Genomic DNA, 14,143 nt, shown 5'->3' with positions numbered 1-14,143 from the left:
TCATCGTCAGGCACCTCTTCGAACCCCCAGCCTCCCGCGAGGCCGGGGGTTTTTCATGTTTGCGGCCCCGGGCTCGACCAGCGCCCGGGGCTTTTTTGTATCTGTGGTAAGCAGATACTTCGAGATACAAAGACTTGCCTGTCTTGGCTGGAGAATCGAAGTTGGGCCCGCTAAGGTAGAAGCGGTGGTATTGGTGTTATCGAGATCTCAGGAGGAGACGGCGATGAAGGCGAGCTTGCTGCGTAAATTGGGTTTTGCATCGATGATTGCCCTGATGCTGGGCGGGGTAGTGGCCTGTGACAATGAGGGCCCTGCCGAAGAAGCCGGCGAGAACATCGATGAGGCGATGGAAGATGCCGGCGAGAGTATGGAGGATCTGGGAGAAGATGTTCAGGAGTCTGCCGAAGAGGCGCAGAACTGACCCTTGATCTATTGAGTGGCGGACTGAAGAGGCCGGGCGAAGTGTCCGGCCTCTTATCGTTGGCTACCAGGAGTGTCTCAAGGTCTCTCAGTTGGAGGGATTTTGCTCGATGCCTTGAATGTACCAGGGAGCCCCATCTCGAATATCGCGCATCAAGTGCCATATTTCGTTGAATTCGTTGTGTTCCCCATTCTCATCGATGATCCCGTGAAAGATCACCGAGGCTTCGGCATGTTGGCCATACTCGCGTACATCGCCAAGTTCAGCAAAAAGGCGCACGATTTCAGTACGATTGTTGGCTGGATGCCGGGCTCGCTCTTCGCGCAGCGCGTTGTAGAGCTCGGGGGTGACGTACTCCTGGATGCCAGAAAAGTCGTTGTTGTCCCAAGCCCGCTGCAGGGTCATGAAATGCTCCTTGGCACCGCCCAGGAAGCGCTCCTTGTCGAACCAGGGTGGATGCACCGATACGCCGCTACTGCCGAGATCGGCTGCAGTGAAGGCGTGGAGCGGCTGCTCATTTGTTCGGTTGTCCTGTTGAGCATAGCCCTGTGGGCCTGAAGCCGGGGAGGGTTGACGCCGGCGTCGGAACATACGGAAGGCAAGCCAGATAGCACCGCCGAGCAGTAGGATATCCAACAGGCGCAGCTCATCGAAGGCGCCACCGAAGAACAGCGAGGCCAGCAGGCCACCGGCGAGCAGGCCTGCAAAAGGGCCGGCAAAGCGGGACAGTCCTTTGGATGGTTGGCGCTGTGGGGCGGTCGCCGTGCGGTTAAGCGTGGAAGAGGTCGTATTGGCGGAGCGTGAATATGAGCCAAAGCTCTTGCCTCCACCTAGGCGACGGGCGTCGGCATGCTCGATGGCGAGGCCGAAGCCCAGCATGCTCACCAGCAACATGATGAAGAGGTTGCGCATCTTGATGGATGTCTCCGTGTTGGTGCTCGAGAGTCGAGGTCTCTTAGTTTACCGGCTATTCTCGGCTCTGGGGATAAGAGAGGGGATAAGAATATGCGGATAAGGCGGGAAAGTAGTCTGGTGATGATCGTGGATCTGCAGTCCAAGCTGCTGCCGGTCATCGATGGGGCCGATCAGGCCGTCAACGAAGCGGCCTGGCTGGGAGCATTGGCACTGGATCTGGAAGTGCCGGTGTGGCTGACCGAGCAGTACCCCGAAGGATTGGGAGACAGCGATCCACGCTTGCTGGAGGCGCTATCCAATGCACGTCGCTGGTCGAAAGTGCACTTCGGTGCTCATGATGACCCGGTATTGGCACGGGTTCTGGCTGAGTGTGGGCGGCGGCAGATCATTCTGTGTGGAGCCGAGGCGCATATCTGCGTGTTACAGACAGCGCTTGGCTTGCTGGAAGCGGGCTACGAAGTCTATTGGTTGACGGAGGCCATCGCCAGCCGCCGGCGCGAGGAAACCAGGCTGGCAATGGCCCGAGTCACGAGCGCCGGGGCAGTGGCGGTGAGTGCCGACATGGTGGCTTACGAATGGCTCGAACGCTGTGACGGTGATCGCTTCAAACGGGCCCATCGCAATTTCCTGAAAGCGCGCTCGGCACGACCTCTGCGGTTCTGAAGGAGGAGGCCGTTCAGGAAATGGTCTCCTCGTCGCGGGTGAATACTAATGTATCGCCCTCGGACATGGCGGCATTGTAGCGATAACCGGCCACATCGAAGTCCTTGAGTCCTTCCGGATCGTCGAGACGTTGGCGAATCATCCAGGCACTCATCAGGCCGCGCGCCTTCTTGGCATAGAAGCTGATGATCTTGTACTGACCGTTCTTGGCATCCTTGAATACTGGCGAGATAACCTTGGCGCCGAGCCGTTTGGTATTGATGGCCTTGAAATACTCGTTGGATGCCAGGTTGATCAGCACAGGGCTGCCGCTTGCTGCTATGGCTTCGTTCAGTGCCACAGTCAGCGTATCGCGCCAGAAAGCGTAAAGGTTCTTGCCGGCGGAGTTGGGGAGACGGGAGCCCATTTCCAGGCGATAGGGCTGGATCAGGTCCAATGGGCGTAATAGGCCGTATAGGCCAGAGAGAATGCGCAGGTGCCGTTGAGCGAAGGCATTGTCGTCTTCGTTGAAGGACGATGCCTGCAGTCCCACGTAGACGTCGCCCTGGAAAGCCTGAGCCGCCTGCTTGGCGTTGTCGAGATCGAAAGGCGGCTGCCACTCGGCGAAGCGTGCGGCGTTGAGGCCAGCCAACTTGTCGCTGATGCCCATCAGTTCGGAGAGCTGTTGTGGCGAATAGTCCTGCAGGATCTCGATCAACTCCCGACTCTTGTCGAGGAAGTCAGGTTGCGTGCAGGTCGTCGTGGTGGGCGACGTCTCGAAATCCAGCGATTTGGCGGGAGAAATCACGCTCAGCATGTGGCGCTCCTGTAAGCCATGAACTATGGGGCAGTATATCAAGACGTTGCATTCGATGGGGCTATCGATGCGATAGCCCCGGGCCGCTTGCGCTCTTCAAGGACAGGGGTTGGGCAAGCGCTTGTGTACCGCCTCGATGGCATCGAGTACCTCCTGGTCAAGTTTCAGCGATTCGCTTGCCAGGTTGGACTCGAGTTGTTCCATCGTCGTGGCCCCGATGATGTTGCTAGTCAGGAATGGGCGCGAGTTGACGTAAGCCAACGCCATTTGGGTCGGGTCGAGGCCATGTTCTCGGGCGATACGCACGTAGGCATGCGTTGCCTCTTCGGCGACCTCGGAGGTATAGCGCTGGAAGCGTTCATAAAGGGTCAAGCGTCCCTTGGGAGGGCGTGCACCATCCAGATACTTGCCCGACAGTACGCCAAAGGCGAGAGGTGAATAGGCCAGAAGGCCGATCCCTTCGCGGTGGGCAATCTCGGCCAGCCCGACCTCGAAACTGCGGTTGAGCAGGTTGTAAGGGTTTTGCACGCTGGCCACGCGAGGAACGCCCATGGTCTCTGCCAGGCGCAGGCAGCGCATCACTCCCCAGGGAGTTTCATTGGACAGGCCGATAGCGCGTACCTTGCCGGCATCTACCAGTTCCTTCAGCGCTGCGAGGGTTTCCTCCAGCGGTGTGGCTTCCTCCTCCTCGTCGGGGAGATAGCCGAGTTTGCCGAAGAAGTTGGTGCTGCGATCGGGCCAGTGAAGCTGATAGAGATCGATATAGTCGGTCTGCAGGCGTGTGAGACTGGCGTCGATTGCCTGATGGATGTGTTCCCGTGTCAAGCGGGGACCGCCGCGAATGTGCTCCAGCCCGGGCCCTGCGACCTTGGTGGCGATGATCACGTCGTCACGCGAGGCGCGACGCTTCAGCCAGCTACCGATATAGGCCTCGGTACGCCCTTGGGTTTCGGCCTTGGGTGGCACGGGGTACATCTCGGCGGTATCGATGAAGTTGATGCCGAAGGCAACGGCGCGATCGAGCTGCTCGTGAGCTTCGGCTTCGCTGTTCTGCTCCCCGAAGGTCATGGTGCCGAGGCACAGCCGACTGACGTCGATGCCAGTATCGCCGAGGGGTCGGATCTGCATTCGTCGCTCCAGGTCAAAGTAAAGAGAAGGGAATGAAGTCGCATGGTAGCCGGGGTATGCCAACGCGGCAAATGTGAGGGGTTGAGTCGGTCGTGAGGTGGGCGTATCCTTGCCACCCCGTTGCCCCGGCCGGAGCCCGGTTGGCCAATAGCGCAGTGAGTCGATGGCGCCAGGTACAGGGGAGTACCGCAAGTGTCGTCTTCAAGTACATAGGACCCGAGGTTGTTTGCCATGCCGCAGGCATCTTCTCTGTTCACTCGCCTTGAATATCGTCTGGCGGAGCAGCTCTTTCATGCCCGCTGGTTGCCGCGCTCACCGCGCACCCAGCGACTGACCATGCGCCTTTTTCAGCGCTGTGCCGATGCAGGCCATACGGCGGCCTTGTCGCTCTATGGCCATATGCTGGTCCACCGTGCCGTTAGTCCTCAGGACAAGGCTAAGGGGGCTAGCTATGTGCTGCAGGCTGCGCATAGCGGGGACGCACGTGCCCAATACCAGGCTGGCCGTATCTATGAGCACGGTTGCGCGCAGTACCCGCAACGCGATGACCATGCCGTTACCTGGTATGCCCGGGCTGGCGAGGCAGGCCATCCCTTGGCGGCCAAGCGCCTTGCCGAGGCTTATCGCCGTGGCGAGCTGGGATTGGCCGTGGACTCGCGGTGTGCGGCCTACTGGCAGGAACTGGCCGACCAGCACCTCTCCCTGTCCGATGCTGCCGAACTGGAACAGCCGGTCCACCATTGAGTCGACCTACACCCGCTTTCACCTTAGGCTGAACGGGTAAGGACCCACACCGCCACGACAGAGGATGCCGATCACGTGACGCTGCCCACCCTGCTAGATATCGAAGCGTCCGGGTTCGGGCGCGGCAGCTATCCGATCGAGATTGGCCTGGCTCGCGCCGATGGCAGCAGTTGTGCCTTTCTGATTCAGCCGCTTCCGGAGTGGACCCATTGGGATCCCAAGGCCGAGTTGCTGCATGGCATTTCGCGGGAACGACTTTTGCGGGAGGGACATCCGGTGCTCGAGGTGGCGCGCTGGCTTAATGATGAGTTGGCCGAGGTAGGCGTGGCATACAGTGATAGCTGGGGCTATGACAACACTTGGCTGTCGCTGCTGTTCCATCATGCAGGGATGTTGCCGCGCTTTCGCCTGGAGGCTTTGCGACGCTTATTGAGTGAGCGGCAGCTCCGAGTGTGGAAGGCGACCAAGGAAGCCTTGATCCGCGAACGTGGCATCCAACGCCATCGTGCTGGCGAGGATGCCCGTTTACTGCAGCTAACCTTTGAGCGTACCCGAATCCTTGTCGAGGCCGAGAAGGGACAGCCTCGTCCTGGAGCATGATCAGCCCTCGCCGCTTACCGCTAGCAGCACCTTTCCGATGGTGACGTCACTCATTAAGTGGTCCATGGCTTTATCGGCTTGGTCGATGGGCCAGGTACGATCGATCATGGGACGAATCTCGCCACTGGCCAGGCGCGGCCAAACATGTGTGTGCAGGGCATCAAGGATCATGCCCTTGGCCTGGGGTGGGCGTGCGCGCAGGGTTGAGCCGATCAGCCGCTGACGCTTCATCAGCAATCGGCCTAGGTCCAATTCTGCGCTGCGTCCGCCCATCAATCCGATCAGTACTAGCCGTCCGTCTGCATTGAGCACCTGCTGATTATCGGCCAGGTAACTCGCCCCGACGGGATCGAGGATCAAGTCGACATTCCCCCATTTTCTGACCGCTTCAACGAAGCTGCCTTGATGGCGGTTCCAGCCGGCTTCGGCTCCCAGCCTCAAACAGGCCCCGAGTTTGTCATCGCTGCCCACGGTAACGAAACAGGGATGCCCGAAGCTCTTGCACAACTGGATGGCGGCGGTGCCCACGCCGCTGGCGCCAGCATGCAGTAGCACCCGCTCTCCGGGTTTGAGTGCTCCCTCCATGAACAGGTTGAGCCAGGCGGTAGCGAAGACTTCTGGAAGCGCTGCGGCATCGCGAAGACCGACGCCCTCGGGAAGTGGAAGCACCTGTTGGCTTGGCACCACCACTTCCTCGGCGTAACCGCCGCCGGCTAGCAGGGCGCAAACCCGGTCGCCGGCGCGCCACCGCTCGACCTTGGGGCCGACTTCCGTGATCGTGCCACTGACTTCCAGGCCCAGGATCTCGGAGGCTCCGGGAGGCGGCGGATAGTGGCCGGCACGTTGCATGATGTCGGCACGATTCATGCCCGCCCAGGCGACTCGTAGACGGACTTCGTCGGAACCAATGGCACCTGGGGATGGCTGTTCACGCCATATTAGCCGATCTTCGTCGAGAGCGATGGCATGCATGAAGACCTCCTGCATTGCATTCAGGGGGTGGAAAGTCGTTGCTCCAGTGCCTCGATCAGTGGCTTGGGCCGGTCGGCGGCGAACAGCCTCTGACGAGTGCTGGCGTCGAGGAAGCCGTTCTCCACCGTGGTATCGAGAAAGTTCAGCAGTGGCGTATAGAAGCCGGCGACATCCAAAACCCCGATAGGCTTGTCGTGCAATCCCAAATATTGCCACGTCCAGATCTCGAACAACTCTTCCAGGGTGCCGATGCCGCCCGGCAGGGCAATGAAGGCATCGGCATGTGCCGCCATGCTGGCCTTGCGCTCGTGCATATTGGCCACACGGATCAGGCGAGTCAGTCCTAGGTGCGCCTGTTCCCGCTCCACCAAGTGGTCGGGCATCACTCCGATCACTTCACCACCTTCGGCCATCACGGCGTTGGCCAAGGCGCCCATCAGGCCGATGCGAGCGCCGCCATAGACCAGACCATGGCCATGTTGGGCGATCTCGCGACCCAACGCCTCAGCCGTTTCGCGAAACATTAGCCCTTTCCCCTCCCGCGATCCCAGATAGACACAAATGTTCGCCATGCTGTCCTCCTTGATGAGGCCTTCGATTCTAACAGGCCCTTGGCGGCAAGAGGGGCTCAGGGCAGGCAGTCGGCGACACCGTACTCGGCATCCAACCACTGACCGATGACATTGTCGCCGCACAGATGGTGGGCGTACTGAGTATGCAGGCAGCGCACCTGATCCCAGTTGCTAATGCCGCCCACTCCTCGTTTGCGCAGCAGCGTCGCATATCCCAGGCGCTCGACCTCAGCCTGCTGGGTGCTCGACATGTGCCGCCAGCGTCGTTCGACGTAGTCACGATGGCTACGGTGGTAAGCAGCAAGGAAATCCGCATCTTCGCGCAAGCGCGCTTCGAGTTGCTTGATCACGCCGTCGGCTTCGATTCGCGACAGTTCGATCTTGAGACGTTCGGAACACAGCCAGAACAGCGTGGGAAAGGGCTTACCGTCAACGAGGGACTCCATTCGCAACACCAATGGGGTGCCGTTGCCATCGGTGGCGCTCACGGTCTGGATGCCGCGTGGCGCGCGGCCCAGCTGCTCGGTGATGATCGCCAGTTGTCGTGAGTCAGGAATCTGATCGGTGTGGATCACCATCTTGCGGGTCTCGCAGAAACTTGGGCGAACGCCCCACGGCACGGAAGAAGGCCTGGTTGAGTTGCACCGGGGTGGGCACATAACGCCATTGCCGCTGGCAATAGTCGTTGGCTCGGGCGATCAAGATATCGTAGAGGCGATTGAACGGAGCATCATAATCGTAGGGGTCGGCCCCGAACAAGCGGATATGTGGGTAGTCGGCAAAACGCTCCATGAAGTAGCGCTCCAGGTCGGCTTCCACGGCGCGGTGCTGCGCGATGTTGTCGGGGTCGATCCACAGGTTGTAACGGATCGCCATGGCACTCTCCTGTTGCAGGGCGTATGCATGTGACCGTGAACGGCATCAATCGGCTCAGAAGCGTGCCAGCTCAACAAGCCGAGCTTGGGTGAGGCGCTGAAGGTCGGTCGGAGCAAGGGCAATTTCCAGGCCACGTCGGCCGCCACTGACATGCAGCATGACGAGGCTCGTGGCACTGGTGTCGAGAAAGGTCTCGAGGCGTTTCTTCTGGCCCAGGGGGCTGATACCGCCCACCACATAGCCGGTTGCGCGCTCTGCCTCGCTGGTTTCAGCCATGCGGGCCTTCTTGGCCTTGGCGGCACGTGCCAAGGCTTTAAGGTCAAGCTTGGCGGCAACCGGGATGATAGCCACGACCAGACGGTCGTCGTCGAGCCGAGCCAGTAGCGTCTTGAAGACCTCCAAAGGTGACAATTCCAATGCCTCGGCGGCTTCTTCGCCATAGGCCGGTGCCTTGGGATCGTGCGGGTACTCCTTCAACGTGAAGGGCACGCTGGCACGCTCCAGCATGCGTACGGCAGGTGTCATGACGTGGCCTCGCCACTCTCGAGCATATGTTCTTGCAAGGCTTGGCGTAGTCCACCAGTGATCGGTATCGCCTGCTTGCTCCCATGATCGAAATGGACCATGACCGTATCACCTTGGGCCGCCAGGCGGCCAGCTTGCCACGCTTGCTGGGTCACGGTGAACGAGCTGTTGCCCAGGCGTGTGAGGTAGGTGCGAATTTCCACCGGTAGGCCATAGAACAGCTCAGCATGGAACTCGACATCGAAGCGGGCCAGGATCAGGCGCCAGTTGCGCGGATCCAGATCCGGCGTGAACAGACGAAACAGGTCGGTGCGGCCCTGCTCGAACCAGACCGGCAAACGTGTGTTGTTGATGTGGCCCAGGGCGTCGGTATCGGAGAACGCGGGTTCCAGAGTGCGAACGAACATCGAGAGGGCTCCATGGGTCGGTGTCTCAGGATTGTTCCAAGCCGGGGCCGGGTCAAGTCTGGCTCATGGCGGCTCGGGCGCGAGTGCGCCAAGCTTGCAGTCGCATCCAGCCCCACAGCCATAGCGAAGCTACGATGAAACCGCTCAGGGTGCCCAGTACCAGGCCGAAGGCCGGATAGGCCAGGGAGACCCAGAGGGTATAACACAGCAATGACCCGAGGCCGGCCGGATAATGTTTGATTGCCGTGGCCACCGGGGCTGCGCCATGTGTCAGATGCAGGATCACCAGAAAGGGATACATGGTCACCGGGAAGGCGGCCATGACACCGGCCGAGGCGGCGGGTAGCACATGGGCAAGACCGGTGATCAGGAAGATGATGCCGGCGGCCAGCGCTGCTCGCAGCATCAGGGCCAGCCAGGAAAAACCTCCACGTGGCGTGGCCTGGGTGTCCGGCACCTGGCGATAGAGCCAGAGGAAGGCAGCGATGGCCACGAGCGTAGTCAGGGTGCCAGTGATGCGCGTGAAGTCGACTTGGGTCAGCAGGGCGCCGACAGCGAGCCAGGCAGTCAGGCCGCCGACAGAGCCCAGCAGGACACCGCCCAGGCCATCACGACGCCCGCACAGCAGGTAGCCGCCGCCCAGCGCCAGAGTGGCAGTGAAACCGGCCAGGGTATGCACCGCCCCTTCGGCGGCGAAGAGCGGAGAAATCTCCAAGCCGATGAAGAACAGAGCGATGGCGGTACCCAGGGGGTAGCCGGACAACAGGCCTGCCACCCGCGGGCTGGCGCGTTCGGCGACGACCGACAGCCCCAGCACCACACCGATCGACACCACGAGCTTGACGGCCTGCCAAATCAGGGGAACTTCCATCATCATGTCCTTAGCGTGGCGATCAGATCAGACGTTGGCTCTGAGAGTCGGCCCAGGCCTCGTTCAAGGCTTCATCGAGCGAGTCGAGCAGGTGCTCGGGTAGCGCTGCCCTGGCCTCGTCGTAGCTCTCGAAACGGCGGTTGCGCAGCCAGCAATAAGCCCAGGCGCAAGCCTCGAGCTCATCGCGTGGGGCGGGGCGTGACGGCATCTGCATCAGCAGGAAAGTAGCGGCACGCGCCGCCCACAACGGCGGCTGACTGTCGCCGCTCCAGGCCTGAAGAGTGGCGCCATCCGGCGTATCCTCGGGCTCTCCCAGCTTGGCGACCCGGGCGGTGTCGGCCAGGATCATTGCCAGGCGGTCGGAATCGGCCTGGCCGATCATCAACCAGTGGCCGACCAGACGAGAGGTGCCACGCATGGCCTTGGCATAGAAAGGGCTTTCAGGCATGTTCACATAATTCCTCGGTTCTTACTCGCATTGCCAGACAGGAGGCGCCATGCGCTTCGATTTTGTCACGCCCATCGATCGACGCCATTCATGGCCGTCTCAGAAATGGCATCGCTACGCCGATGACATTCTGCCGCTATGGGTCGCCGACATGGACTTTCTGTCGCCACCCGAGGTGATCGAGGCACTGCGGGCCCGCGTCGATCACGGAGTATTCGGTTACGGTCAGGTGCCGGACAGTCTACGCCAGACCATGTGTGCCTGGAGTGCAGAACACTATGGCTGGGATATCGCGCCGGAGTGGCAGCTATGGCTGCCTGGCGTTGTCCCGGCCCTGCATTTGGCGAGTCTGGCCTTCACGGAGCCGGGAGACGGGGTATTGACCTTGACGCCGATCTATCCTCCGTTCCTGAAGGTCGCCAGGCGTACCGGCCGCCTGAGCCAGACGGCATCACTCGGCGAACCCTTGAGTGCAGGTGAGCCTTGGCGCCTCGACCTGGAAGCCCTGGAGGCCGCTATCACTCCCGAGACTCGCCTATTGCTGTGGTGTCATCCCCATAACCCGACCGGTCGTGTATGGCAAGAGGACGAACTGGCCGGCCTTGCGGCATTGGTTGAGCGCCATGACCTGGTGATCGTCTCCGATGAGTTGCACTGTGACCTGCTGCTTGATGCGGGGGCCCGTCATCGGCCACTGGCAGCGCTGTTTCCGTCACTGGCCAAGCGGGTCGTCACTCTATGGGCGCCATCGAAGACCTTCAATCTCGCCGGCCTGACCTGCGCCTGTGCTGTGATCGAAGACCCGGACCTGAGGCGACGCTTCGCGGCACGCTGTCGTGGCCTGCAGCCGGATGCCAATGTGCTTGGGCTGGTCGCCGCTGAAGCGGCCTATGCTCATGGCGACCCCTGGCGACGGGCGCTGCTCGAGGTGCTCAGCGAGCATCGTGAGCGGCTGGTGGCACAAGTGGCACGTTGGCCCGGCGTCGCCATGACCTCGCCGGAATCGACATACTTGGCCTGGCTGGACCTGCGTCAGGCCGGTCTGGGCGATACTCCTCAGCAAGCATTGCTCGAGCGGGCCAAGGTCGCTCTCTCTGATGGCGCTGCTTTCGGCTGGCCCGGCTTCGCCAGGCTCAACTTCGGCACCACGGCCGTACAGTTAGACGAGGCACTGCGGCGTCTCGATGGCGTTCTGGGGCACTGATGTGCCCCCGCTCAATAGAGCAAGGCAAACAGCTTGCGTCGATAGGTGACCGTCAGCGGATGATCCGCACCCAACGCATCGAAGACGCGTAGCAGAGTCTTGCGCGCAGCATCGTCACCATAGCTACGGTCGGACTTCATCAGCGCCAAGAGGCCCTCGAGTCCAACCTCATAGTCGCCATCGGCAACCTGGCGCAAGGCACGCTTGAAGCGGGCTTCACTATCATCGCGGTCCTTCAGGACAGCCAGTTCCTTTTGGCTCGGGGCCTCCTCGCCGAACTCCAGGCGCGCCCTCACTCCCCGTGCCTTGGGAGCCTCGCGGTGCTCCGGAGGCAGGTTGTCAAGAATGGTACGAGCGTCGGCAGCGTTGCCTTCGGCAAGCACGGCACTGGCCAGGTCGACTTGATAATCGTAGTGCCGAGGATTGTCCTGTACCAACTGCTGGTAGATCGAGCGCGCCGTGGCGGCATCACCGGCCGCGAGCGCCGCCTGAGCTTGTTCCTCAGGGCTTTCTGGTGCATCGGCCGGCGGCTGGAGATATTGGGACAACCAATCGCGGATCTGCTTCTCGGGAAGTGCCCCTTGGAATTGGTCGTAAAGCTGCCCCTGCATGATCAGCTTGACATCGGGAACCGAGCGGATGCCAAGCTGGGCGGCGATCTGCTGGTTCTCCTCGATGTTGAGCTTGGCCAGCACGAAAGCGCCGTTGTATTCGCGGGCCAGCTTTTCCAGCACCGGTGTCAGGTTCTTGCAGGGTTCGCACCAAGGCGCCCAGCAGTCGAGCAGGACCGGCGTGTTCATCGAGCCCTCCAGCACGACCTGCTGGAAGTTACTCATGTCGACGTCGATGATATGACTGGCCGGGTCGGCGCCCGAAGGTGCGGAGGAAGAATCGGTATCGGGCGTAGTCAGCGGCTCACCACTGCGTGGATCGACGATCGGCATAGGGATAACCTTGAAGCATGATGGAATTTACCACAAAGATGTGGGTGGCATGGCCACGATTCAAGCCCTTCACGGAAATGGCCTAGGCAGATGGGTATGGGTGGCACCGCCGGACGACGGTCCAAGTGACGTCGAGAGAGCGGGAAAGGAGTGAGGATGGGACAAGTGCTGCGCGGAATCGGGTTGGTCGTGTTGGGGCTGGCATTGATGCTGACAGGCCCCTTGCTGATGCTGACGAGCCAACGCATCGACCTCAATAGCCATTGGCGTAGTGCTGAACGTACCTCGGTGGGTTTGGCGCCACCGGCATCGGAAGCCACTGAAGCGGTGGTGCAGATCTATGCGGCGAGAGCCTTCAATTGGCGCGGTGCCTTTGGTGTGCATACCTGGATCGCGACCAAGGAGGAGGCGGCGTCGACATATCGAACCTATCAGGTATTAAGCTGGAGGCGCCCAACGATCGTGACTCGCGACGACGAGCCTGATCGCTCTTGGTTCGGGAACTCTCCTACCCTGCTGGCCGACTACCGCGGTGAACGTGCGAAGGCCCTGATTCCTCAAATCGAGGCTGCCGTGGCCGACTATCCTGATCCCGACCGCTATCGTGTCTGGCCGGGTCCCAACAGGCGTTCTGCTCGCCGCCGAAGAGGGGCTGGAGGTAAATGTGCTGGGGCTGAGCTTGGGAATCGACCTGATACGGCCAGCACTCAAGCTGCCGGGAATCGGCCGGGTCGGCATGCCGGCCCCCATCAAGGGGCGGGAGGAGGGGACGTGAGAAGCCGAGCCCGACGAGTTACTCCAACGAAAAAAGCCGGCACACTGAGTGCCGGCTTTTTCTATATTTGGTAGCGGGGACCGCTGATTCTGAAACAAGAGGGAACCGATGACCTTCCTGGGGGTATGGAAAGCCGAGCCCGACGAGCTACCGGTGTTGCAACAAAAAAGCCAGCACACTGGGTGCCGACTTTTTCTATATTTGGTAGCGGGGACCGGATTCGAACCGATGACCTTCGGGTTATGAGCCCGACGAGCTACCAGACTGCTCCACCCCGCATCAACGTGAGGTGCATTCTACGCTTTTCTTGCGATGCGTCAAGGGTTGGTTCAACGCTCGTGCCCCTGTAACTTAAGTGACCATACTATGGGGTGGGTGGTAGCAGACTATCACCTACCAACTCGAGACTTGGACATGACGGGCAAGGCTCGTCAGTCGCATAAGTGTCATGAATCAGGGAGATAAGAAATGGCCAACACAGCACCCGTAGCATGGGTAACCGGCGGAACCGGGGGAATCGGCACAGCAATCTGCCGGGCTCTGGCCAAGGAGGGGTATCAGGTCATCGCCGGATACAACAACCCCGAAAAAGCCAAGACTTGGCTGGAACAGCAGCGCGCCGACGGATACGACAATATCGCATTATCCGGAATCGACTTGACCGACTATGCTGCCTGCGAGGCGGGCGTACGCGAGATCCGCGACACCTATGGGTCGGTCAGCGTGCTGGTCAATTGTGCCGGTATCACCCGCGACGGTACCCTCAAGAAGATGACGCCCGAGCAATGGAAGGAGGTGATCGACACTAACCTGAACAGTGTCTTCAACACCTGTCGCAGCGTGATCGAGGATATGCTGGAAGCGGGTTACGGCCGCATCGTCAATATCTCGTCGATCAACGGCCGCAAGGGGCAATTCGGCCAGGTCAACTATGCCGCCGCCAAGGCTGGCATGCACGGCGTGACCATGTCGCTGGCTCAGGAGACGGCCACCAAGGGCATTACCGTCAATACCCTGTCGCCGGGCTATATCGCCACCGACATGATCATGAAAATCCCGGAAAAGGTTCGGGAGTCTATCCGTGAAGGGATTCCGGTCAAGCGCTTCGGTACGCCGGAGGAGATCGCCCGGGCGGTTGTCTTCCTGGCCGACAAGGAGTCCGGTTTCATTACCGGAGCCAATCTGGATATCAACGGCGGTCAGTTCATGGGCTAATTGTTCGCGGCACATAGGCTCGAACATGGGAATCAGGCGCGAGGCTCCGGCCTCGCGCCTTGTTTTA

19 protein-coding genes, 1 tRNA gene and 1 pseudogene are annotated in these 14,143 nt (G+C 60.8%); 8 read left to right on the top strand and 13 right to left on the bottom strand.

The features are described from left to right. Nucleotides 1–223: 223 nt before the first annotated feature. Nucleotides 224–421, top strand: coding sequence for a hypothetical protein (locus IE093_RS20130; RefSeq protein WP_189472379.1), 198 nt, complete (start codon nt 224–226; stop codon nt 419–421). Nucleotides 422–508: 87 nt separating this feature from the next. On the opposite strand, the gene IE093_RS20125 is transcribed toward IE093_RS20130, so the two are convergent. Further along, nucleotides 509–1,333, bottom strand: coding sequence for a Tim44 domain-containing protein (locus tag IE093_RS20125; RefSeq protein WP_189472376.1), 825 nt, complete (start codon nt 1,331–1,333; stop codon nt 509–511). Between the two features lie 93 nt (nt 1,334–1,426). On the opposite strand from IE093_RS20125, the gene IE093_RS20120 reads away from it, so the two are divergent. Beyond that, nucleotides 1,427–1,999, top strand: coding sequence for an isochorismatase family protein (locus IE093_RS20120; protein ID WP_189472374.1), 573 nt, complete (start codon nt 1,427–1,429; stop codon nt 1,997–1,999). Between the two features lie 13 nt (nt 2,000–2,012). Here the strand turns inward: IE093_RS20120 and yaaA are convergent, their stop codons facing one another. Further along, on the bottom strand, nt 2,013–2,795 hold the full coding sequence (gene yaaA, locus IE093_RS20115; RefSeq protein WP_189472372.1) for a peroxide stress protein YaaA: 783 nt from the start codon (nt 2,793–2,795) through the stop codon (nt 2,013–2,015). A gap of 96 nt (nt 2,796–2,891) precedes the next feature. Further along, complete coding sequence (locus tag IE093_RS20110; RefSeq protein ID WP_189472370.1) at nt 2,892–3,923, bottom strand: NADP(H)-dependent aldo-keto reductase; 1,032 nt, start codon at nt 3,921–3,923, stop codon at nt 2,892–2,894. 231 nt (nt 3,924–4,154) lie between these two features. On the opposite strand from IE093_RS20110, the gene IE093_RS20105 reads away from it, so the two are divergent. Beyond that, the gene (locus IE093_RS20105) at nt 4,155–4,667 is read left to right on the top strand and encodes a tetratricopeptide repeat protein (RefSeq protein ID WP_189472368.1); all 513 of its coding nucleotides are present in this window, start codon (nt 4,155–4,157) and stop codon (nt 4,665–4,667) included. 75 nt (nt 4,668–4,742) lie between these two features. Continuing rightward, nucleotides 4,743–5,267, top strand: coding sequence for a 3'-5' exonuclease (locus IE093_RS20100; RefSeq protein WP_189472367.1), 525 nt, complete (start codon nt 4,743–4,745; stop codon nt 5,265–5,267). Here the strand turns inward: IE093_RS20100 and IE093_RS20095 are convergent, their stop codons facing one another. The 8 genes from IE093_RS20095 to IE093_RS20060 are packed head-to-tail and all read right to left on the bottom strand — an operon-like array spanning nt 5,268 to nt 9,938. After that, the gene (locus IE093_RS20095) at nt 5,268–6,239 is read right to left on the bottom strand and encodes an NAD(P)H-quinone oxidoreductase (RefSeq protein ID WP_189472365.1); all 972 of its coding nucleotides are present in this window, start codon (nt 6,237–6,239) and stop codon (nt 5,268–5,270) included. Nucleotides 6,240–6,259: 20 nt separating this feature from the next. After that, entirely contained in the window at nt 6,260–6,811 is a 552-nt protein-coding gene (locus IE093_RS20090) for an LOG family protein (protein ID WP_189472363.1), read from the bottom strand. Between the two features lie 56 nt (nt 6,812–6,867). Beyond that, the gene (locus IE093_RS20085) at nt 6,868–7,389 is read right to left on the bottom strand and encodes a DUF501 domain-containing protein (RefSeq protein WP_189472360.1); all 522 of its coding nucleotides are present in this window, start codon (nt 7,387–7,389) and stop codon (nt 6,868–6,870) included. Next, a complete protein-coding gene (locus IE093_RS20080) occupies nt 7,361–7,687 on the bottom strand; it encodes a hypothetical protein (RefSeq protein ID WP_189472359.1) in 327 nt (108 codons plus the stop codon). Before IE093_RS20080 ends, IE093_RS20085 begins: the two co-directional genes overlap by 29 nt. A 54-nt stretch (nt 7,688–7,741) precedes the next feature. Continuing rightward, nucleotides 7,742–8,212, bottom strand: a complete 471-nt coding sequence (ybaK, locus tag IE093_RS20075; protein WP_189472358.1) for a Cys-tRNA(Pro) deacylase — start codon at nt 8,210–8,212, stop codon at nt 7,742–7,744. Then, a complete protein-coding gene (locus IE093_RS20070; protein ID WP_189472355.1) occupies nt 8,209–8,619 on the bottom strand; it encodes an acyl-CoA thioesterase in 411 nt (136 codons plus the stop codon). Before IE093_RS20070 ends, ybaK begins: the two co-directional genes overlap by 4 nt. A gap of 52 nt (nt 8,620–8,671) precedes the next feature. Next, complete coding sequence (locus IE093_RS20065; protein WP_422731005.1) at nt 8,672–9,493, bottom strand: hypothetical protein; 822 nt, start codon at nt 9,491–9,493, stop codon at nt 8,672–8,674. Nucleotides 9,494–9,512: 19 nt separating this feature from the next. Further along, nucleotides 9,513–9,938 carry a hypothetical protein gene (locus IE093_RS20060; protein WP_189472351.1) on the bottom strand — a complete coding sequence of 142 codons (426 nt, stop codon included), beginning with the start codon at nt 9,936–9,938 and terminating at the stop codon, nt 9,513–9,515. Between the two features lie 49 nt (nt 9,939–9,987). Here IE093_RS20060 and IE093_RS20055 point away from each other — a divergent pair, with 49 nt between their 5' ends. Next, nucleotides 9,988–11,142, top strand: coding sequence for a MalY/PatB family protein (locus IE093_RS20055; protein WP_189472349.1), 1,155 nt, complete (start codon nt 9,988–9,990; stop codon nt 11,140–11,142). Between the two features lie 11 nt (nt 11,143–11,153). Here the strand turns inward: IE093_RS20055 and IE093_RS20050 are convergent, their stop codons facing one another. Continuing rightward, nucleotides 11,154–12,086: a thioredoxin family protein gene (locus IE093_RS20050; protein ID WP_189472348.1), complete on the bottom strand. Its 933-nt coding sequence runs from the start codon at nt 12,084–12,086 to the stop codon at nt 11,154–11,156. Between the two features lie 156 nt (nt 12,087–12,242). Between IE093_RS20050 and IE093_RS20045 the strand changes: the two are divergent. Together IE093_RS20045 and IE093_RS22810 are read left to right on the top strand one after the other, a co-directional pair. Next, nucleotides 12,243–12,650 (top strand): annotated as a pseudogene (locus IE093_RS20045) (DUF3750 domain-containing protein); the annotation flags it as partial. Between the two features lie 40 nt (nt 12,651–12,690). Then, complete coding sequence (locus IE093_RS22810; RefSeq protein ID WP_308427218.1) at nt 12,691–12,861, top strand: hypothetical protein; 171 nt, start codon at nt 12,691–12,693, stop codon at nt 12,859–12,861. A 202-nt stretch (nt 12,862–13,063) separates the two neighbouring features. Here the strand turns inward: IE093_RS22810 and IE093_RS20040 are convergent. Next, nucleotides 13,064–13,140: transfer RNA gene (locus IE093_RS20040), tRNA-Met, on the bottom strand. 189 nt (nt 13,141–13,329) lie between these two features. Between IE093_RS20040 and phbB the strand changes: the two genes are divergently transcribed. Continuing rightward, nucleotides 13,330–14,076, top strand: a complete 747-nt coding sequence (phbB, locus tag IE093_RS20035) for an acetoacetyl-CoA reductase (RefSeq protein ID WP_189472346.1) — start codon at nt 13,330–13,332, stop codon at nt 14,074–14,076. The last annotated feature ends 67 nt before the right edge of the window (nt 14,077–14,143 follow it).

This window comes from Litchfieldella qijiaojingensis (assembly GCF_014651875.1).
Lineage (GTDB): Bacteria > Pseudomonadota > Gammaproteobacteria > Pseudomonadales > Halomonadaceae > Litchfieldella > Litchfieldella qijiaojingensis.
The sequence above is the reverse complement of the archived record's forward strand: the minus strand, read 5'-3'. Positions and strand labels throughout refer to the sequence as shown.